The organism is Streptomyces sp. NPDC002773 (assembly GCF_040295605.1).
Lineage (GTDB): Bacteria > Actinomycetota > Actinomycetes > Streptomycetales > Streptomycetaceae > Streptomyces.
Genome location: NZ_JBEOVO010000002.1, coordinates 158,454 through 177,581, shown reverse-complemented (window position 1 = coordinate 177,581; position 19,128 = coordinate 158,454). Strand labels below are relative to the sequence as shown.

At 72.8% G+C, this 19,128-nt stretch carries 17 protein-coding genes; 7 read left to right on the top strand and 10 right to left on the bottom strand.

Annotated elements, in window-relative coordinates:
• Window positions 1-31 precede the first annotated feature (31 nt).
• The gene (locus ABT034_RS03430) at window positions 32-598 is read left to right on the top strand and encodes a Uma2 family endonuclease (protein WP_351210771.1); all 567 of its coding nucleotides are present in this window, start codon (window positions 32-34) and stop codon (window positions 596-598) included.
• 97 nt (window positions 599-695) lie between these two features.
• Window positions 696-1,046, top strand: a complete 351-nt coding sequence (locus ABT034_RS03425; protein ID WP_351210769.1) for a DoxX family protein — start codon at window positions 696-698, stop codon at window positions 1,044-1,046.
• Between the two features lie 72 nt (window positions 1,047-1,118).
• On the opposite strand, the gene metG is transcribed toward ABT034_RS03425, so the two are convergent.
• Window positions 1,119-2,723: a methionine--tRNA ligase gene (gene metG, locus ABT034_RS03420; protein ID WP_351210767.1), complete on the bottom strand. Its 1,605-nt coding sequence runs from the start codon at window positions 2,721-2,723 to the stop codon at window positions 1,119-1,121.
• Between the two features lie 89 nt (window positions 2,724-2,812).
• On the opposite strand from metG, the gene ABT034_RS03415 reads away from it, so the two are divergent.
• Both ABT034_RS03415 and ABT034_RS03410 read left to right on the top strand, forming a co-directional pair.
• A complete protein-coding gene (locus ABT034_RS03415; RefSeq protein WP_351210765.1) occupies window positions 2,813-3,559 on the top strand; it encodes a response regulator transcription factor in 747 nt (248 codons plus the stop codon).
• Window positions 3,556-4,680, top strand: a complete 1,125-nt coding sequence (locus tag ABT034_RS03410; RefSeq protein WP_351210763.1) for an ATP-binding protein — start codon at window positions 3,556-3,558, stop codon at window positions 4,678-4,680. The genes ABT034_RS03415 and ABT034_RS03410 overlap by 4 nt, the downstream gene beginning before the upstream one ends.
• Here ABT034_RS03410 and ABT034_RS03405 read toward each other — a convergent pair.
• Complete coding sequence (locus ABT034_RS03405) at window positions 4,677-6,488, bottom strand: VWA domain-containing protein (RefSeq protein ID WP_351210761.1); 1,812 nt, start codon at window positions 6,486-6,488, stop codon at window positions 4,677-4,679. The genes ABT034_RS03410 and ABT034_RS03405 overlap by 4 nt on opposite strands.
• Window positions 6,489-6,745: 257 nt before the next feature.
• Between ABT034_RS03405 and ABT034_RS03400 the strand changes: the two genes are divergently transcribed.
• Window positions 6,746-8,815: a PhoX family protein gene (locus ABT034_RS03400; RefSeq protein ID WP_351210759.1), complete on the top strand. Its 2,070-nt coding sequence runs from the start codon at window positions 6,746-6,748 to the stop codon at window positions 8,813-8,815.
• Between the two features lie 49 nt (window positions 8,816-8,864).
• Here ABT034_RS03400 and ABT034_RS03395 read toward each other — a convergent pair whose 3' ends face one another.
• The 3 genes from ABT034_RS03395 to ABT034_RS03385 form a co-directional block, all read right to left on the bottom strand.
• Complete coding sequence (locus ABT034_RS03395) at window positions 8,865-9,854, bottom strand: hypothetical protein (RefSeq protein ID WP_351210757.1); 990 nt, start codon at window positions 9,852-9,854, stop codon at window positions 8,865-8,867.
• Window positions 9,855-9,914: 60 nt separating this feature from the next.
• Window positions 9,915-11,390, bottom strand: a complete 1,476-nt coding sequence (locus ABT034_RS03390) for an APC family permease (RefSeq protein ID WP_351210755.1) — start codon at window positions 11,388-11,390, stop codon at window positions 9,915-9,917.
• A gap of 196 nt (window positions 11,391-11,586) precedes the next feature.
• Window positions 11,587-13,563 carry an FUSC family protein gene (locus ABT034_RS03385; protein WP_351210753.1) on the bottom strand — a complete coding sequence of 659 codons (1,977 nt, stop codon included), beginning with the start codon at window positions 13,561-13,563 and terminating at the stop codon, window positions 11,587-11,589.
• A gap of 207 nt (window positions 13,564-13,770) precedes the next feature.
• Between ABT034_RS03385 and ABT034_RS03380 the strand changes: the two genes are divergently transcribed.
• The gene (locus tag ABT034_RS03380; protein WP_351210751.1) at window positions 13,771-14,493 is read left to right on the top strand and encodes a hypothetical protein; all 723 of its coding nucleotides are present in this window, start codon (window positions 13,771-13,773) and stop codon (window positions 14,491-14,493) included.
• 79 nt (window positions 14,494-14,572) lie between these two features.
• On the opposite strand, the gene ABT034_RS03375 is transcribed toward ABT034_RS03380, so the two are convergent.
• Genes ABT034_RS03375 through ABT034_RS03355 form a run of 5 tightly spaced genes read right to left on the bottom strand, consistent with a single transcriptional unit; the run spans window position 14,573 to window position 17,646 of the window.
• The gene (locus tag ABT034_RS03375) at window positions 14,573-14,809 is read right to left on the bottom strand and encodes a DUF2630 family protein (protein ID WP_351210749.1); all 237 of its coding nucleotides are present in this window, start codon (window positions 14,807-14,809) and stop codon (window positions 14,573-14,575) included.
• A gap of 18 nt (window positions 14,810-14,827) precedes the next feature.
• The gene (locus tag ABT034_RS03370) at window positions 14,828-15,871 is read right to left on the bottom strand and encodes an endonuclease/exonuclease/phosphatase family protein (RefSeq protein WP_351210747.1); all 1,044 of its coding nucleotides are present in this window, start codon (window positions 15,869-15,871) and stop codon (window positions 14,828-14,830) included.
• 4 nt (window positions 15,872-15,875) lie between these two features.
• Window positions 15,876-16,361: a hypothetical protein gene (locus tag ABT034_RS03365; protein WP_351210745.1), complete on the bottom strand. Its 486-nt coding sequence runs from the start codon at window positions 16,359-16,361 to the stop codon at window positions 15,876-15,878.
• Between the two features lie 12 nt (window positions 16,362-16,373).
• Window positions 16,374-16,811, bottom strand: a complete 438-nt coding sequence (locus ABT034_RS03360) for a DUF7144 family membrane protein (protein ID WP_351210743.1) — start codon at window positions 16,809-16,811, stop codon at window positions 16,374-16,376.
• 37 nt (window positions 16,812-16,848) lie between these two features.
• A complete protein-coding gene (locus tag ABT034_RS03355; RefSeq protein WP_351210741.1) occupies window positions 16,849-17,646 on the bottom strand; it encodes an alpha/beta fold hydrolase in 798 nt (265 codons plus the stop codon).
• Between the two features lie 113 nt (window positions 17,647-17,759).
• Between ABT034_RS03355 and ABT034_RS03350 the strand changes: the two genes are divergently transcribed.
• Window positions 17,760-19,091: an aminotransferase-like domain-containing protein gene (locus ABT034_RS03350; protein ID WP_351211384.1), complete on the top strand. Its 1,332-nt coding sequence runs from the start codon at window positions 17,760-17,762 to the stop codon at window positions 19,089-19,091.
• The last annotated feature ends 37 nt before the right edge of the window (window positions 19,092-19,128 follow it).

Sequence of the window (19,128 nt, the reverse complement as noted above, 5' to 3'; positions counted from 1 at the left end):
GTCGGCACCACCGAGCCCGCAGGAGCTGACCATGAGCGTTCTGACTCAGGACGGGTTCGAGGAACTCGCCCGTCTCGGCGCACACGTGGACGAGTCCCTGCGCCTTGAATTCCTCAAGGGGAAGATCGAGGAGAAGACGCCGTCCGACGGGAGCCACGGGCGGATCATCGAGTGGCTCACGCGCCTGTGCCTTCAGGCCGACGCCGGATGGTGGCTCTACCCCGACCAAGGGCTCAGAGTCGAGAAGGACCGCAAGGGCAACGCCCGCCCCGATGGTTGCCTCGTGCCGCTCGATGCCTTCGTGGGGCAGGGGGAGTGGGCCAGTCCCGACGGGGTCCTCATGACCGTCGAGGTCACATCCGGCGACTCGGACACCGGGCGGCGGGATCGGGTGGAGAAGCCGCACGCCTATGCCGAGACCGGGATCCCCGTCTACCTGCTGATCGACAGGACCGCCGGGGAGGTCAAGGTTCACTCCCAGCCCGATGGAGAGCGGTACGAGATGGTCGTGACGGTGCCCTTCGGGAAGAGCGTGACGCTGCCCGAGCCGGTGGGGATGGAGCTGGACACGACACCGTTGAAGAACTGGGTCCACTGAACTTTTTCGCGTCGGCTGTCACACATCCGCTCCGGGCTCCGTCAGTGCAGTGTCCGGCTCGGTCGAGGCGGATACGGGAGAGGCCCAAGGAGCCGACATGTTCGCCGAGATGTCCACCACCGCCGTCGTCGTCACCGCCGTCGCCGCGTTCATGGCCGGGTTCTCCGGGGGCGCGATCTTCGTCAGGGCCGCGTTCGTCGTCGAGCCGCTCGCCCAGTACGGGGTCCCCCGGACGTGGTGGAACTGGCTCGGCGCCGCCAAGGTCGCCGGTGCCCTCGGGCTTCTCGTCGGGTTCTTCGTGCCCGTGATCGGGACCCTCGCCGCCGTCGGGCTCGTCCTGTACTTCACCGGGGCCGTCGTCACCGTCCTCCGCGCCCGCTCGTACGGGCACGTGGCCTTTCCGCTGGTCTACATGGCGCCCGCCGTCGCCGTCCTCGCGCTCGTCTAGGCCGGACACGGCGAAGGCCGCCGTCCCCTTCGGTCAGGGGGCGGCGGCCTTCGGCGTACGTACGCCGGGACGTCAGTCCTTCTTCTCCTCCAGGCGCGGGAACAGCACCGCGCCCTTCGTCACCGTCGCACCCGCCGGGAGCTGCCCCCACGTGGCGGAGGACTGCACCGGCTGCGAGGCCAGCGCGCCCAGGGACGCCTCGGCGCCCAGCGAGTCCCACAGCGCCTGCGAGGTCTCCGGCATGATCGGGTTCAGCAGGACCGCGACGGCGCGGAGCGACTCGGCGGCCGTGTAGAGGATCGTCGCCAGGCGGGCCCGGCCCTCCTCCGACTCGTCCTTCGCGACCTTCCACGGCTCCTGCTCCGTGATGTAGCCGTTGACCTGCTTCACGAAGTCGAAGATCGCCAGGATGCCGGCCTGGAAGTCCAGCTCCTCGCCGATCTTCTGGTCGGCCGTCGCAACCGCCTTCGCCAGGCCGTCCTGGATCGCCTTCTCCGCCTCGCCGTCGGCCGCCGAGGCCGGCAGCGCGCCGCCGAAGTACTTGCCGACCATCGCCGCCACGCGCGAGGCGAGGTTGCCGTAGTCGTTCGCCAGCTCGCTCGTGTAGCGGGCGGAGAAGTCCTCCCACGAGAACGAGCCGTCCTGCCCGAACGCGATCGCCCGCAGGAAGTACCAGCGGTACGCGTCCACGCCGAAGTGCGAGGTCAGGTCCTGCGGCTTGATGCCGGTCAGGTTCGACTTCGACATCTTCTCGCCGCCGACCATCAGCCAGCCGTTCGCGGCCACGCGCCCCGGCACCGGCAGGCCCTGCGCCATCAGCATCGCGGGCCAGATGATCGCGTGGAAGCGGAGGATGTCCTTGCCGATGAGGTGCACGTTCGCCGGGAAGGTCTCGTCGAACTTCTCCTGGTCGGCGCCGTAGCCCACGGCCGTCGCGTAGTTCAGGAGCGCGTCGATCCACACGTAGATGACGTGCTTCTCGTCCCACGGGACCGGGATGCCCCAGTCGAACGTCGAACGCGAGATGGAGAGGTCCTCCAGGCCCTGCTTGACGAAGTTCAGGACCTCGTTGCGGGCCGACTCCGGCTGCACGAAGCCCGGGTTCGACTCGTAGAACTCCAGGAGCTTCGGGCCGTACTCGCTCAGCTTGAAGAAGTAGTTCTCCTCCTTGAGGATCTCCACCGGCTTCTTGTGGACGGCGCACAGCTTCGTGCCGTCCTCCGCCTCGATGAGATCGCCCGGGAGCTTGTACTCCTCACAGCCCACGCAGTACGGGCCTTCGTACCCGCCCTTGTAGATCTCGCCCTTGTCGTACAGGTCCTGCACGAACTCCTGCACGCGGTCGGTGTGACGCTTCTGCGTGGTGCGGATGAAGTCGTCGTTCGCGATGTTCAGGTGCTCCCAGAGCGGCTTCCACGCCTCCTCCACGAGCTTGTCGCACCAGGCCTGGGGCGTGACGTCGTTCGCCTCGGCCGTGCGCATGATCTTCTGACCGTGCTCGTCCGTGCCGGTGAGGTACCACACCTTCTCGCCGCGCTGACGGTGCCAGCGCGTGAGCACGTCGCCTGCGACGGTCGTGTAGGCGTGGCCCAGGTGAGGAGCGTCGTTGACGTAGTAAATGGGGGTCGTGACGTAGAACGCCTTCGCCCCCTGCTTCTCGGATCCAGTGGCCGCCATGGTCGAAATCCTAACGGTCGGACGAAGATCCACTCACATCGATAAACCCCGGGGCGGGCGGCGCGTGCGCCGTGAGGAAGATGGGACGCATGCGTGTACTCGTTGCCGAGGACGAGCGGGACCTCGCCGCACTCGTCGCCACCGGCCTGCGGCGGGCCGGTTTCGCCGTCGACACGGTCCACGACGGGGGCGAGGCCTTGGAGCGGCTCGGACTGTACGGGGGCGGCGACGAGGCCCTGGAGTCCCCGGAGCCCCCGCTCGGACCGTACGGAGGCGCCCCCGTCCAGAGCCAGTCGCTCGGCCCCTGCCCGTACGACGTCCTCGTCCTCGATCGCGACCTGCCCCGCGTCCACGGCGACGACGTGGCCCGGCGGCTCCTCGCCGCCGGCTCTCCCACCCGCGTCCTCATGCTGACCGCCGCCACCACCCTCGACGACCGCGTCGAAGGCCTCGACCTCGGCGCCGACGACTACCTCGGCAAGCCCTTCGAGTTCCCCGAGCTGGTCTCCCGCGTCCGGGCGCTGCGGCGGCGGTCCGCCCGGCCCGCGCTCCCGCCTCTCCTGGAGCGGTACGGGCTCCGCGTGGACACCGTCCGGCGGACCGCCGACCGCGACGGGCGGGACCTCGACCTCTCCCCCAAGGAGTTCTCCGTCCTCCAGATCCTCCTGGAGGCCGACGGCGCCGCCGTCTCCGCCGAGGAGCTCCTCGAACGCGCCTGGGACGCCCACGCCGACCCCTTCACCGGAGCCGTACGGGTCTGCATGAGCAAGCTGCGCGCCAAGCTCGGCGAACCGGGGCTCATCCGGACCGTGCAGGGCGTGGGGTACGTGCTGTGAGCCCGTCCCCCGACGGATACCTGGGCGCCGGGTCCACCATCCGCGCCCGGATCGCGATCGTCTACGGAGGTGTCTTCCTCGTCCTCGGGGCGGTGCTGCTGCTCGTGGTGAACCTGCTGGTCAGAGCCGGTACGGATGAGGAAGCCGATGCCATCGTGGCGCGTACCGGCGACCTCGCCGGCGATGTCGCCGTCGTCGAGGCGTACCGGCTCGGCGACGACATCAGCCGGGCCGCCGGCGAGCAGATGCTCATGTGGTCCGGCATGGCCCTGGTCGTGATCGCCTGCTGTGCCGTCGTGGTCGGATGGTGGACCGCCGGGCGCGTCCTGCGGCCCGTGCACGAGATGACCGCCCGCGCGCGGCGGCTCTCCGAACGCAACCTGCACGACCGGATCGCGGTCAGCGGGCCCGACGACGAGCTCAAGGAACTCGGCGACACGATCGACGCGCTGCTCGGACGCCTGGAGACCGCCTTCGACAGCCAGCGGCGGTTCATCGCCAACGCCTCCCACGAACTGCGCACCCCGCTCGCCACCCAGCGCGCCGCCATCCAGGTCGGGCTCGACGACGACTGCGACGTACGGCAGGTGCTGCTCGACGCCAACCGGCGCAGCGAACGGCTCATCGACGGGCTGCTGCTCCTCGCCCGCAGCGAGCGGGGGCTCGCGGAACGCGAGGACGTGGTCCTCGGCGAGGTCGTCGAGGAGGAGTACGCGGGCGCGTGCGTGGCGGCCGGCGGGGGCGGTGTCGTACGGGGGAGCCGGGTGCTGCTCGGGCAGCTCGTACGGAACCTTGTCGCGAACGCGGTCGCCTACAACGTGCCGGGGGGTGGCGGCGTGGTGGACGTACGGGTCGAGGGCGGGGTCCTGACCGTCACCAACACCGGGCCGGTCGTCCCCGTCGGCGAGGTCGACGGGCTCTTCGAGCCCTTCCGGCGCGGCGCGGGGCGGGACCGGATGGGGCCGGGCGCGGGGCTCGGACTGTCCATCGTGCGGTCGATCGCGACGGCGCACGGGGGGAGCGCCCGGGCGGTCGCGCGGGGCGCGGAGGAGGGCGGCGGGCTCGTGGTGACGGTGACCTTGCCGGTCACCGTCACCACGAGCCCTGTTTTTGCTTCCTAGAGCTCCAGGCCTTCGAGCAGCCCGCGGTAGAAGGCGGGGTGCGCGGTCTCGACCGGGGTCGCGCCCGGGAAGTACACGGCGGTACGGGGAGCGCCGTCCGGCCCGTCGAGCTTCCGGAGGAAGTCGAAGGCCTTGTTGTCCTCCTCGCCCCAGGCCACGAACCGCCAGTGCAGCGGGCGGTCGGCCGCTTCGGCGAGCGCCTGGGTGGCAGCCGTCTTCGACTCCGGGGCGCCGTCGGTCTGGAAGACCACCAGGGCCGGGCGGGTCGGGTCCGCCTTGCCGTGGTGGGCGAGGACCTCCTCCACGGCGCGGTGGTAGTTGGTACGGCCCAGGCGGCCGAGGGTGCCGTTGATCTCCTCCACGCGGGTGGGGGTGAGGTCGGCGGGGGTGAGGGCGACGGTGCCGTCGATGTCCGTGGAGAAGAACACGGTCGTGACGGTGGCGGTCTCGTCGAGGTGCGCCGCGAGCGCGGTGACCTGTTCGGCGAGCCGCTGCACGGAACCGTCCTTGAAGTACCCGCGCATCGAACCGGACCGGTCCACCACGAGGTACACGGCGGCGCGGGCGGTCGTGAGCCCCTGCTTCTTGAGCTGGGCCCCGGCGGCCTTGTACGCGTCCGCGAGGTGCGGGGCGGCGGCCTTGACCTCGGCGAGGGCGAGGGCGGGGCCCTGCGGGGCGCGGGCGGCTTCGGCGTCGGCGGCCGGGGCCTCCTGCGGCTCGGGAGCGGTGGCGGTGGCGGCGTCGGCGGCCTGCGCCTCCGGCTCCGCCGGGTGGGTGGCCTCGGCCTGCGGCTCGTCGTCGGCGACGGCCGTGTCCTCCTCCGCCGGTTCGGCGGCTGTGGCGGCGGGCTCCGCCGCGAGGTCGTCCGCGTCGTCGTCCGCGTCGGCGGCCGGCTCCGGCTCCGCCGGGGCGGTGGCTTCGGCCTGCGGCTCGTCGGATGCCGTGTCGGCCTCCGTCTCCGCCTGCTGCTCGGCGTCGGCGTCCGCGTCGGCAGCTGCCACCGGCTCCGCAGGGGCGGTCGCCTCGGCCTGCTCCGCCGTCGACTCCTCCGCCTGCGCGGGAGCGAGTTCAGGCCCATCGGCGTCGGCGGTCGCCTCCGTCTCGGCCTCCACCGCGTCAGCGGTGGCCTCCGTCTCGGCCTCCGCCGCGTCGGCAGTCGCATCGGCATCCGCGTCTGCCGGGGCGGGTTCGGTCTCCGCCTCCGCCTGGGCGGGCTCGGGCTCGGTCTCCGGCTCCACGTCCGCCGTGACGGGCTCGGGCTCGGAATCCGTAACCGCCGGGCCGGACTCGGGCTCTGCCTCCGCCGTCGCGGCGGCCGGCTCTTCGGTGACCGGCTCGGTCGGCTCCACCGACTCGTCAGCCACGGGCTCAGCCGTCTCCGCCGCCGCCGTGTCGGCATCAGCCGACCCCTCGGCTTCCGTTGCGTCAGCCGTCACCTCGGCGTCAGCCGACTTCTCCGCCGCCGTGTCCGCCGCCACCTCGGCGTCAGCCGTCAACTTGGCCTCAGGCGCCGCCTCCGCCTCCGCCTCCGCGGCCACGTCCGAATCCCGATCCCCGCTGCTCGCCGCCCCCGCCGCAGGCGTCTTCGCCCGGGCCCTGGGGACCCGCGGGTTGTCGAAGGACGCCGCCACCAGATCGTCCGCCGCTCGGCGGGCCGCGTCGTCCGAGGCGCCCGAGGCATCCGGGGTGCCCGAGGCGTCCGGGGTGTCGGGGGTCGGGGTCTCACGCGTCTGGGGCGGGACGGAGGTTGCCGGGGATTCCTCGCGGTCCCGGCCGAACACCTTGCGCAGCATGCTCCGAATACCCATGGGCGAACCCTTTCGCATGAGTGGGGTGCGTGTGAATGTCCGTACTGGGCGTTTCGGGACTTTCATCCCTGGCCAGGGCGGACACGTAAGGTTAGCGGCCACCCCCTCCCTCCTCCGCGACCCGGTCGCCCCCGGTTGCCGTGCATTCATTCGGCGTTCACTCCGTCGCCGCGCCTGTGCAGATCTACGCACATAGCGTCGCCGCCGAAGGAATCCCGACACCATGTCGGCGCAGCGTTGCGCCGTAGGAGGACGAAGTGCGCAAACTGCTGCCGCTGCTGAGCACCAACCCCCACGGAGGCGGCCGTTCCGCTCTCACCTGCCGCTTCCGCTGCGGCGACGCCTGTTTCCACGAGGTGCCCAACACCAGCGACAACGAGTACGTCGGTGACGTCATAGCCGGTGCGCTCTCGCGCCGTTCCGCTCTCCGCGCCGCCGCCGTCGTGACCGTCGCCTCCGCCGCCGGCGGCGCCGTCGTCCTCGGCAACGCCCCCGAGGCCGTCGCCAAGCCCGGCCACCCCGGCCACCCCGGCCACCCCGGCAAGCCCGCCCCCACCGACGGCGCCCGCGGCCTCCGCTTCGCCCCCGTCGCGCCCAACACCGCCGACAAGGTCACCGTCCCCGCCGGCTACGCGCAGAACATCGTCATCCGCTGGGGCGAGCCCATCCTCCGCGGCGCCCCCGCCTTCGACGGCGAGAAGCAGTCGGCGAAGGCCCAGGCCGGCCAGTTCGGCTACAACAACGACTTCCTCTCCCTGCTGCCGCTGCGCGGGGAGCACCACCGTCAGGTACTCGTCGCCAACCACGAGTACACCGACGAGGTGTTGATGTTCCGTGGGTACGACTCCGAGAACCCGACCCGCGAGCAGGTCGAGATCGCCTGGGCCGCGCACGGCCTCTCGGTCGTCGTCGTCCAGGAGGAGCACCGCACCGGCAAGCTCACCCCGGTCACCCGCCACCACCTCAACCGGCGGCTCCACACCACCAGCGAGTTCGAGCTGACCGGCCCCGCCGCCGGCAGCGACCTGCTGAAGACGTCCGCCGACCCCGAGGGCCGTACCGTCCTCGGCACCCTCAACAACTGCGCCGGCGGCACCACCCCGTGGGGCACCACCCTCCACGGCGAGGAGAACTTCAACCAGTACTTCGCGTACGGGTCGAGCACCACCGACAAGCGGTACGGCGTCGGCACCGGCGCCTCCGAGCGCAAGTGGGAGCGGTTCGACAAGCGCTTCGACCTGCGCCAGGAGCCCAACGAGGTCCACCGCCAGGGCTGGGTCGTCGAGCTCGACCCGTACGACCCCGACTCCACGCCCCGCAAGCGCACCGCCCTCGGCCGCTTCAAGCACGAGGCCGCGCAGCCCCGCCTCACCGAGGACGGCCGTCCCGTCGTCTACATGGGTGACGACGAGCGGTTCGACTACTTCTACAAGTTCGTCTCGTCGAAGCGGATGAAGAAGGGGAACTCGCGGGCCGCCCGCGAGCACAACCTCACCCTCCTCGACGAGGGCACCCTGTACGTCGCCAAGCTCACCGGCGACTCGCCGGCCGCCGAGATCGACGGCACGGGCAAGTTGCCGAACGACGGCGAGTTCGACGGTTCCGGCCAGTGGATCCCGCTCGCCACCGGCGACGTCTCGCACGTCCCCGGCATGACCGCCGACGAGGTGTACGTCTTCACCCGCCTCGCCGGCGACAAGGTCGGCGCGACGAAGATGGACCGCCCCGAGGACGTCGAGCCGTCCCCGCGCAGCGGCCGCGTCTACGTCGCCCTCACCAACAACACCAACCGCGGCAAGGGCACCAACCCGGGCGCCGACGAGGCCAACCCGCGCAACCTCAACAAGCACGGCCAGATCCTCGAACTGGCCGAGCACTGGGACGACCCCGCCGCCGACGGCTTCGCCTGGCGTCTCTTCCTCGTCGCGGGCGACCCGAACGACCCGGCCACCTACTTCGCCGGCTACCCGAAGGAGAAGGTCTCCCCGATCTCCTGCCCCGACAACGTGGCCTTCGACCCGCACGGCAACCTGTGGATCTCCACCGACGGCAACCAGCTCGGCTCGCACGACGGCCTGTTCGGCGTCGCCACGCGCGGCGAGCGGCGCGGTGAGCTGAAGCAGTTCCTGACCGTGCCGAAGGGCGCCGAGACCTGCGGCCCGATCATCCAGGACCGCCGCGTCCTGGTGGCCGTGCAGCACCCGGGCGAGCTCGACGGCGCCTCCGTCGAGAACCCGAAGTCGGAGTGGCCCGACGGACCCGGCAAGCTCGTCCGCCCGTCGGTCGTCTCCGTCTGGCGCACGGACGGCCGCGACATCGGCGTGTGAGCACCGTGAGGGCCGGGGGTGGGGAGCGCCTCACTCCACCCCCAGGCCCTCACTCCACCCCCAGGCCCTCCCTGAACCGTACGAACTGCTCCTCCGGCTCCCCCGTGTACGCCCACGGCACCCACGCCGCCCGCCTGCCCAGCATCCCGAGCAGTTCCCGCGCGATCTCCACCTGGCCCGCGTAGCAGGCGGCGTGCGCGAGGAAGTTGAGGTCCCCGACCTCCTCCGGTGCCACCGGCGTCCCCGGGTCCCGGCCGCCGATCCACCGCGCGTGCGTGCGCCGCAGTTCCGTGACCGCGAGCTCGTGCTTCCAGTGCTGGTCGAAGCCCCGCACCGGGCCGCGGCCGAGCGCGCCGTCCGCGATGTACCGGTACTCCTCGACCCGCGCCACCTGCACCAGGACCGGCAGCGGCGAGCCGGGCGGCGCCACGCCCGCCGCGTCGCGGGCGAAGTCGTACATGCTGCCGTGCGTGCCGTGCCACCGCGCCGACCAGTAGCGGAGCACCTGGATGTGCCCCTCCGTGTTGTACGGGTCCCGGCGCCGCAGCTCGTCGAACCAGTGCCGCAGTTCCCGGCGCGGCACCCCGCCCTCGTACAGCCTCGCCACCGAGAGCAGCGCCACCCACGGCATGGGGTCGGCGGGCGCCGCGTCCGCCGCGCTCCGGCAGGCGTCGACGGCGGCGTCGATCCGGCCCCGTTCCACGGCGGCGCCCCGGCCGGCCGCGATGGCCGCGTCGAATACCCGTACCACCTCGGTCGCCGCACGGAGGACGGCCGCGTCGGGGTTGCCCGGTTCGGCGGCCCGCCAGGTCTCCACGGTGGAGCTGCCGGCGGCGGCGTGCGAGAGGAGCCGCAGCCGGTGGGTGCGGCGGGCCCAGTGGTCGCCCGTGGCGGCGAGCAGGTCCCGTACGCCCTGCCAGCGGCCGATGACGATGTCGTGGCGCGCCTCGGTCAGCGCGCGGTCCCCGAAGTCCGGGTCGAAGTCGGGCACGAAACGCTCCGCACGCGCCGAGCGCGTGGAACGACGGCGTACGGCCATCGGGGGGCCTCCTTCGGTCTCCGGGGACGGGGGTGCGTGCACTGAGGACTTCCGGGTCGCTCAGAAGTCCGTCGCGTAGCTCTTGTCCCTGGTTCCGGTACGCGCGTGCGTGGCCGGGCCCCAGTCCTCCGCCGCGGCCATCGCGCGGGCCGCGTCCAGGCGGGCCGGGCGGTAGTAGTCGCTGCCCTTCCGCCAGTACACGAGCAGGGGTACGACACCGACGAGCAGGCCGCCGAGGCCGATGGTGAGGGCCGTCGTGGAGAGTTCGCCGAGCGATTCGACGAAGGCCCAGAGCATGAACGCGGAGCCGAGCAGCGGCCAGAGGCCGCCGAGGACCAGGTTCCGTACGGAGCGGAAGAGGACCGACTTGTACGCGACGACCGCGGCGATGCCCGCGAGGCCGTAGTAGAACGCGATCTGGAGGCCGATCGCGGAGACCGCGTCGCTGAGGATCTGCTGGACGGATCCGGCGGCCGCCGCCGCGGCGAACATCAGGAGGGCGGCGCCGCCGACGGCGGCGATGGCGACCCAGGGGGTGTTCCAGCGGCGGTGCACGGTGCCGAGCGCGGCGGGCAGGGTCCGGTCGCGGCCCATCGCGAAGAGCGAGCGGGTGACCTGGAGGAGTGTGGTCTCCAGGGTGGCGACGGTCGACAGGACGACGGCCACGACGAGGAGTTTGCCGCCGATGCCCGGCCAGATCTCCTGGCCGAGGACGGCGAGGACGTTGGGTCCCGCGGTACGGATCTCGTCGGCGGTCAGCAGGACGTTCACGGCGACGGTGAAGGCTTCGAAGAGGACGAAGACGAACCCGACGCCGACGAGCGCGGCGAGCCCTGCGGTGCGGCGGCTGTTACGGGTCTCCTCGCTGAGGTTGCTGGTGACGTCCCAGCCCCAGTAGTAGAACGCGGCGATGAGGGCGCCCGCGGCGAAGCCCTGCGGGCCCTCGAACTGGCCGAGGCCGAACCAGGACCAGTCGAAGGCGGTGGCCTGCCCCCGGTGGGCGACGGCCGCGAGGACGAAGCCGATCAGGATCAGCATCTCGACGCCGGACATGATCAGTTGGGCTCGTACGGTGAGCCGGGCGCCGCCCAGGACCACGAGCAGCATCATCAGGAACCAGCCGGCGCCGACGGCGGTGGCGAGCGGGGTGTTGTCGGCGAGGTCCGGGTCGATCAGGGAGAGCGTGAGGGAGCCCGCGGGCAGCGAGCCCGCCACCATGAACACGGTCGCGGCGAAGACGAGTGCCCAGCCGGAGAGGAAGCCGAGGAAGGGGTGCAGGGTGCGGCCCACCCAGGAGTAGCCCGCCCCCGCGTTGACGTCGATCCGGCCGAGCCGGGCGTACGCGAGGACGATGCCGAACATGGGTATCGCGCAGTACAGCAGCGCCGCCGGGCCCGCGAAGCCGACGGCGCCGAAGAGCACGGCGGTGGTCGCGGCCAGCGAGTAGGCGGGGGCGCTGCCGGCGACGGCCATCACGATCGTGTCGAAGGTGCCGAGGACATTGGGCTGGAGCCCTCTGTTCGTGGTGGTGCGCATGGCGGGGTCCTCGGGGCGCGGGGGTGAGGCAGGGCGAAGTGGCCCGTCCGCCGGGCCGGTTGCCGACGGCCGGGGGCGCGGATCACGGTGATTTCGAGCGCATCGTAGTCGCCCGGGTGGATTCCGGTAACGGCGGTGCGGAGGGTTCCGTTCGGTGACCGCCGGTAAGTCCTCCCGTACGCCCCCGGGAAAGGGTTTACCGCAGGTCGGGACCGGCGATGGCGCGGGCCGCGCGGACCTCCTGGCGGAGGGGTTCGAGGACTCCGTTCTCGTCGCCGACGAGGTCGGTGCGGACTTCCACGAGGGTGTCCGACTCCCTCAGTCCGTCCGCGAGTTCGCGCAGCTCCCGCTCCACGGCCGTGACCTCGTCCGGGTCGGGTCCTGGGGCGCCGTGGTCGACGCGGATCCGGGCGGCCGTCGTAGCGTCCACGATCCGCTCGACGGCGACGACGAGCGGCCACCAGGCGGCGGCCCGTGGGCCGGTGGGCGGGGGCTCGGTCAGGGCGCGCTGGAACTCGGAGCGGACGGTCGACAGGTCCCGGTAGAGCTTACGCCGGGCCCGCACACGCGCACCCTGCTCGTCTCCGTTCCCCCTGAACGCGCAGGTCACGTACGCGGCGGTGTCGGCGACGGCGTCCGCGAGCCGGTCCCCGATCCGGGTGTGCCAGGACTCGGGCCAGAGGAGGTAGCCGGCGATCAGCGCGATGCCGCAGCCGATGAGCGAGTCGTACAGGCGGGGCAGGATCAGGCCGAAACCCTGCTGGTTGAGGGTGTCGGAGAGCAGCAGGATCACCGGGGTGATGGCCGCGGTCTGGAAGGCGTACCCCTTCGCGGAGAAGACGGGGATCAGGGCGGCGAGGGCGCACATCACGGGGACGTCCCACCAGCCGCGCGGCACCTCGGCGAGGACGAGGGCGGCGAGGAGGAGTCCGAGGGCGGTGCCGAAGGCGCGGAGCACGGCCCGGGAGAAGACCGAGCCGAAGTCCGGCTTGAGGACGAAGGTGACGGTGAGCGCGACCCAGTACGAGCGGGGCACGGCGATCAGCGACACCAGTGCCTGCGCGAGGCCGATGCAGAGCGCGAGGCGCAGCCCGTACCGCCAGGACGCCCCGGAGAGCAGTACGGAGCGGGTGGCCCGGCGGGCGCGGACCCGGAGCGCGGCGGGCCTGCCGAGCCGGTCGTCCACGTTGTGCGGGTCGGGGTCGGCCTCGTGGACGACGGCGGCCGCGTGCCGCAGGGCGTGGTCGACGGCCTTCTCGGCGGGCCGTACGGCGGTCGGAAGTTCGAGTACGGGCGCCCCCGAGCCGTGGCCGCCGGGCTTGCGGCGCTCCTCGACGGCGTCGGCGAGCTGCCGCACCGTCACCGGGATCGTGGCGTCGAGCGGCCCGTACAGCTGGGCGCGCAGATGGGCGGCGGGCGCGGCCTCGGCCAGCGGGATGACGACGTTCAGCTGGGCGAGCAACCGCACGAGGACGGGTGCGCGGCCGTGCTGGCGGGCGCGGCGGGCCAGGACGAGGTCGTAGGCCTGGTTGAGGGAGGCGGTGACGGCGTGCCGCTTCTCGTCGTACGAGCTGGTGCCGGTGGCCTCGTACAGGTCGGCGACGGCCCGGTAGGTCGCGGCGACGGCGGCCCGCTCGGGGGCGGTGCGGCGCAGCGGCCAGCCGAGGAGGGTGAGGACGAGGACGAACAGGCCGCCGAGGGTGAGGAGGAGGGGCGCCTTCCACCAGGGGTCGGGCATGGGGAGTCCGGCGCCGACGACGGCGTTGAGGAGCAGGAGGAGCCCGGACACGGAGGCGACCGCGCCGATCGACGAGATCATCCCGGAGACGAGCGCGACGAGCGTCAGCGCGGCGACCGCGAGCCAGCCGTGCCCGAAGACGAGCGTCCCGAGGGTGACACCGACCGCGCCGAACAGCTGCGGCACGGCGATGTTGAAGACCCGCATCCGGTAGGCGTCGGCGGTGTCGCCGATGACCCCGGACAGCGCGCCCATCGACACGAGCGCCCCGTACGCCGGCTGCCCGGCGGCCAGCCCCACGGCGAGCGGCGCGGCGAGGGCGACGGCGGCCCGGAGCGCGGCGGCCCAGGGGATCGGCGCGGGCGCGGGCTTGAGCCCGGCGGTGAGCCAGGCGGGCGGGGAGAGCCGGACGGCGGTTCCTGCGGGTCGAGCCATGGTCACCAACGTACGTCGTCGCCGCCCGGGTCACGCCGATCACGGGCGGGGCGCGGCCCTGGGGGGCGCACGCCTCCGCCGGGGGCCGTGTGCGGGGTCATGGTCCGGCGGTCTGTCCGGCGGCCGGTGGGGAACGTCACCAGCCTGCTCGCGGGTCAGGGGCCGGGAACGTCGATGCCGGCTCGGGAAGCGGGAAGGATGAGGGGCGTGGACATCGAGGAAGCCGTGGCGGCGATCGGGACCGCTCAGGACGTGCCGGGACTGGCCATGGCCTGGCGGTGGTCGCCGATGTCCCGGTTCGTGTTCTCCCTCGCGATGGACCACGACGGGCGCTGGGCCTACCAGATGAACTCGATCGATGTGCACGACGAAGGCCTGACCAGGGCCGTTCTGGCGTTCGCACGGGAGCATCAGCTCGGCCGCGGTCCGGAGTCCCGACCGCTCACCGTCCTTCCCGGGTTCTCGTACGGGGACTACCGGTTCGATGCCGTCGCGGCGACGTCACCGGCCGTGCACGGGTACCACGTCGGGCGGAACGAGGAGCTGAACGAGGTCGTCTCGGGGGTCTTCCCGGCGTACCAGTGCGAGTTCCGCGGGGACGAGAGCCCGGAGGTGGCGGTCATGCGGGTCAAGCGCATGCTGCGACCGACCGTCCTGACCCGGTCGCCGGTCCCGTACCTGCGCATGCGGTACGAGAACACGCGGACCCGCGGCGGCAGCACCGGCGCCTCCCGCGGGTTCGCCACGCAGGACGTGCTGCTGCTGGAGCTGGCGCTCCTCGAAGGCGCTCCGGGCAGTTTCGTGGAGGTCGAGAACCACCGGGGGGACGTCTGGTGCGTCGAGTGGGACGGCGGCTGGCTGGTGAACGGGCGGCCGCAGGACATGCCGCTCTCGGAGGAGTGGGTGGGGACGGTACTGGGGTGCTCCTAGACGGTCTCGGGCGGTGCTCCGTGGACGGTCTCGGGCAGGGCTCCGCCGCCGCCGGTCGTCGCCGTCGTCGGGAGGCGGGTCAGTTGCGGTAGGACTCGACCTCCGTGGCCGGGCGGAGGGTGGCCGTGTCCGGGTCCTCGCCGAACTCTGCCTTCGCGCGGCGCTGGCGCAGCAGGTCCCAGCACTGGTCCAGGCGGACCTCCAGGTCGGCCAGGCGGGCGCGTTCCTCCGGGAGGAGGCCGCCGGTCCGCTGCCGGAGGGCGCGTTCCTCCTCGACGAGGGCACCGATGTCGTCCAGGATCTCCTCGTTGTCCATGTCTTCCAGCGTGGCCGATCAGCGCGGGCCGCGCAGGTCGAGATCCGCGAGGACCGCCCGGTGGTCGGAGCCCGCCAGGTCGAGGAAGCGGACCTCGCGGACGCTGAAGTCCCTGACGAGGACGTGGTCGATCTGCACGAACGGCGGCAGCGGGCCCTCCATGGGCCAGGTCGGGGTACGGCTCTGGTCCGCCCGCCGCGACGCGTCCTGGAGGCCGCCCGCGTCGAGGATCGCGCGGAAGGCCGCGTGGTCCTGGGAGGCGTTGAAGTCGCCCGCGATCAGGGCCGGGGCCAGGCCCTCAGAGGAGGCGGTCGCGGTCGCGGCCGCGGTCGCGGCGTACTCCTCGATGGCGGCCAGCTCCCGCTTCCACAGCTGCGTCCGGTCCGGCAGCGGCGGCACCGGGTGCACCAGCTGGAGCCGTACCCGCACCCCCGCGATCTCCGCCGTCGCGCCCGGCATCCCCATGGACCCCGGGATCGTCCGCCGGTCGCTCAGCGGGTACGAGCTGAGCAGGATCGAACCGACCGATCCCTCGCCCTCGACGGAGGCGTGGTGGGGGAGCCGTGCGGCGAAGGCCTTCGTGAGGGTGTCCCGGCACGAGCGGTTGCATTCCGTCACGAAGACGAGCTGGGGGTCCTCCCGTGCGACGACCCGGCTCAACGCCGACGTCCCCTGGCTGAATTCGACGTTCGCCGCGACGACCTTCACCCGCGCCAGCGGCAGCCCGTACGAGATGACCGCCTGCGGCATGTACGGCACGGAGCTCCAGGCGGTGGCGACGAGCACGAGGACCGCCGCGAAGGTCAGCACCCGGCGCCCGATCACCGCGGCGAGGAGCAGCGCGAGGCCCGCGGGCACGGTCAACCAGGGCAGGAAGGAGAGGAGTTGGGGGACGGGGGCCGTCGCGTCCGTGTCCAGGGCGCGGCAGGCCGCGACCAGCGCCGGTACCGCCAGGAGCAGCCCCGCGGCCCAGGCCGTGACGCGGTGCCTGGGCCGCAGGGGCGGCTCGGGGGTCGGCTGGGGGCTGCTGCGCACGGGCTCTGCGGTCAGGACTCGGTCCACACCGTCAGTGTCGCAGGGCCTGTGCGATCTCCGCCTTCGTATCGCCCGAGAGCGTCCGATTGCTGCGTGCCGTACCGGTTTTGGGCTTGCCGGGTTCGACTCCGTCGATGTTCAGGACGACCGAGTCGAGGAAGTTCCCGTCGCCGTCGCGGAAGGTGACCATGATCGTATAGTCGGCGTTCTTGTCCTTCGGGTTGGTGGCGGTGATCTCGGCGATCGTGCGGTCGCCGTCGGTCGTCGTCGGCGCCGCGGTGACGTCGCCGGTGGCGTTCACGCCGTCCTTGACCTCGTTCATCCGGTCCTCGGCGGCGGAGGCGACGGCCGCCGTCGCCGAGGAGAAGACGTCGCCCGCCGCGTCCTTGGCGGCGTCGCACCCGGTGAGGGTGAGAGCCGTGGTGGCGGCGAGAGTGAGGGTGAGGGTCCGGGTCCGGGCCGTGGTGCGGGAGCGGGCGAGGGTCCTCGCCATGGCCGTGGTCGTGGTGCGTCTCATGCCGGCCGTTCCTCAGAGCCTCGCGTCGCGGCCGTAACCCTCGTCCGTGGCCAGCGCCCAGATCACGAAGATCGAGACGGCCATGGAGAAGAGCGACCACCACGGCTGGTACGGCAGGAAGAGGAAGTGGAGGAGCACGTTGAGGGAGGCGAGCGCGATGCCGGCGACGCGGCCCCACTCGGCGCCCTTGAGGATGCCGTAGCCGGCGATGACGAGGATGACGCCGAGGATGAGGTGGATCCAGCCCCAGGCGGTGAGGTTGAACTTGAAGACGTAGTCGCCGACGCGGGTGTAGACGTCGTCCTCGGCGATGCCGGCGATGCCCTGGAGGACGTCCATGAAGCCGGTGACCAGCATCAGGACGCCCGCGAAGAGCGTGCCGCCGGCCGCCCAGGCGCCGGAGGAGGTGGAGGAGTGCGGCTTGCGGTGTGGTGCCGTGTTCTGGCTCATGGACCCATCGTCGGAGCGTTCGTACGGTTGCGAACTTTCAGCTGGTCCGTACGAGTGAGCGGAGGTAGTCCGCCAGTACGGCGTCGAACTCCTCGGGCCGCTCCAGGTTGGGCAGGTGCGCGGCCCGTTCGATGACGGCGAGCGTGGCGTGGGGGAGGAGCGCGCACATGTCCTCCGCGTCCGCGACCGGGGTGTACGTGTCGTCCCTGCCGACGACGACGAGCGCGGGGAACGGCACGGCGGTGAGCGTCTCCCGGTAGTCGGGGCGCTCGGCCCGGCCGCGCAGGGCGGCGGCCGCGGCGACGGGGTCGGTGGCGCACATCATGCGGTGGACGTGGGGTGCGGCGTGGGTGTTGTACGGGGCGACCATCCGGTCCAGTACCTCGTCGGCGTATCCGCGCATGCCCTCCCGCAGGAGCCGGTCGGCCATGGCGTTCCGGGCTGCCTTGCCCTCGTCGGTCTCGGCGGCGGGGAAGGTGTCGGCGAGGACGAGGCCCCGGATCCGCCCGGGGTGGCGGCGGTAGAGCTCCATGGCGATCTGGCCGCCCATGGAGAGGCCGGCGAGGACGCAGTCGTCGATCCCCAGGTCGTCGAGGAGGGCGACGAGGTCCTCCGCGAAGACACCCAGGTCGGTGGAGTGGGGGTGCGCGCCCAGCGGGGTGGCGCCGTAGCCGCGCAGGTCCGGGGTAATGACCCGGTGCGTACGGGAGAAACGTTCGATCTGCGGCTGCCACATGGTGTGGTCGAAGGGGTGGCCGTGGACGAGGAGGAGGGCGGGTCCCGCGCCGCGGTCCTCGTAGAAGGTCTCGGCGTGGACTGTCGTGGAGACGGGCATGTCCGCAGGCTAGGCAGCCGCAACTGCTCGGTGCAATAAGATCTTTGCTCTCGGTGCAATAGTGCTCGGTGCCGGAAACAGCGCTCGCTCGGTGCTGTACGGGAGGGGTGGACGTGGAGGAGTACCGCAGGATCGCGGACCGCGTCGAGGCGGCCGTACGCGGCGGGCGGCTGCGCCCCGGTGACCGGCTGCCGCCGCAGCGGGTCTTCGCGCGCCGCCACGGGATCGCGAACTCGACGGCGATCCGGGTGTACGGGGAACTCGCCCGCCGCGGCCTGGTCGTCGGGGAGGTCGGACGCGGCACCTTCGTCCGCGCCGCGCCCCCGCTGCCGGGGCCCGCGCTCACCGAGGCGACCGGCTCCGCCCCCGTCGACCTCCAGCTCAACTACCCCTCCTTCGAAGGCCAGTCGGAGCTGATGGCGCGCGCTCTCGCGGCCCTCGGCCGGCCCGACGTCCTGGCCGAGGCCGTCTCCCGGCCCGCCGCCGCCACCGGCACCCCGGAGGCCCGCGACGCGGCGGCGGCCGTCCTCGCCCGGCCCGGCTGGGCGCCGGACCCCGCGAGCGTGCTCTTCGCCGGGAACGGCCGCCAGGCCATCGCCGCCGCCCTCGCCGCGCTCGTCCCGCCCGGCGGCCGCCTGGGCGTCGAGGCGCTCACGTACCCGCTGGTCAAGGCGGTGGCCGAACGGCTCGGCATCCGGCTCGTACCGCTCGCCCTCGACGCCGAAGGGGTACGGCCCGAGGCGCTCGCGGCGGCCCACCGGACGGCGCCGCTCGCCGCCGTCTACCTCCAGCCGACCCTGCACAACCCGCTCTCCTCGACCGCGGGGGAGGGCCGCCGGGCCGAACTGGCCGAGCTGCTGCGGGCCTTGGACCTCACCGCCGTCGAGGACACCACCTGGGCCTTCCTCGTACCCGACGCGCCCGCCCCGCTCGCCGCGCACGCGCCCGAACGGGTCCTCCTCGTCGACAGCCTGTCCAAGCGGCTCGCCCCCGGCCTGACCGCGGGCTACCTCGTGGTGCCCGCCCGGCTGCGTACGGCGGTCGCGGAGGCCCTGCGCTCCGGCGCCTGGACGGTGGGCGGTCTCGCGCTCGCCGCCGCCACCCGCTGGGCCGGGGACGGCACGGTCGCCGAGGCGGTCGCGGCGAAGCGGGCGGACGCGGCGGCCCGGCACGCCCTGGTCCTGCGGCGGCTCGCCGGGCACGCCCTCCGGGCCTCCCCGTACGCGTACTACTGCTGGTGGGAGCTGCCCGAGCCCTGGCGGGCCGAGACCTTCACGGCGGCCGCCGCCGCACGCGCGGGCGTGGCGGTCACGCCGGGCGGCGCCTTCGCGGTGGGGGCGGGGACGGCTCCTGACGCGATCAGGGTCGGCCTCGCCTCCCCGTCGCACGCCGTCCTCGACGAGGCGCTCGCCCGGCTGGCGGCGCTCGCGGGGGAAGGGGTCTGAGCGGGCGGCCGGGGGGGAGGGCTTCCGGTCGGAGCGT

Bases quoted from the DNA above. Each gene is read 5' to 3' on its own strand.
- ABT034_RS03430 (WP_351210771.1), top strand. From the start codon at position 32: ATGAGCGTTCTGACTCAGGACGGGTTCGAGGAACTCGCCCGTCTCGGC.
- ABT034_RS03425 (WP_351210769.1), top strand. From the start codon at position 696: ATGTTCGCCGAGATGTCCACCACCGCCGTCGTCGTCACCGCCGTCGCC.
- metG (WP_351210767.1), bottom strand. From the start codon at position 2,723: ATGGCGGCCACTGGATCCGAGAAGCAGGGGGCGAAGGCGTTCTACGTC.
- ABT034_RS03415 (WP_351210765.1), top strand. From the start codon at position 2,813: ATGCGTGTACTCGTTGCCGAGGACGAGCGGGACCTCGCCGCACTCGTC.
- ABT034_RS03405 (WP_351210761.1), bottom strand. From the start codon at position 6,488: ATGGGTATTCGGAGCATGCTGCGCAAGGTGTTCGGCCGGGACCGCGAG.
- ABT034_RS03395 (WP_351210757.1), bottom strand. From the start codon at position 9,854: ATGGCCGTACGCCGTCGTTCCACGCGCTCGGCGCGTGCGGAGCGTTTC.
- ABT034_RS03390 (WP_351210755.1), bottom strand. From the start codon at position 11,390: ATGCGCACCACCACGAACAGAGGGCTCCAGCCCAATGTCCTCGGCACC.
- ABT034_RS03385 (WP_351210753.1), bottom strand. From the start codon at position 13,563: ATGGCTCGACCCGCAGGAACCGCCGTCCGGCTCTCCCCGCCCGCCTGG.
- ABT034_RS03375 (WP_351210749.1), bottom strand. From the start codon at position 14,809: ATGGACAACGAGGAGATCCTGGACGACATCGGTGCCCTCGTCGAGGAG.
- ABT034_RS03365 (WP_351210745.1), bottom strand. From the start codon at position 16,361: ATGAGACGCACCACGACCACGGCCATGGCGAGGACCCTCGCCCGCTCC.
- ABT034_RS03360 (WP_351210743.1), bottom strand. From the start codon at position 16,811: ATGAGCCAGAACACGGCACCACACCGCAAGCCGCACTCCTCCACCTCC.
- ABT034_RS03355 (WP_351210741.1), bottom strand. From the start codon at position 17,646: ATGCCCGTCTCCACGACAGTCCACGCCGAGACCTTCTACGAGGACCGC.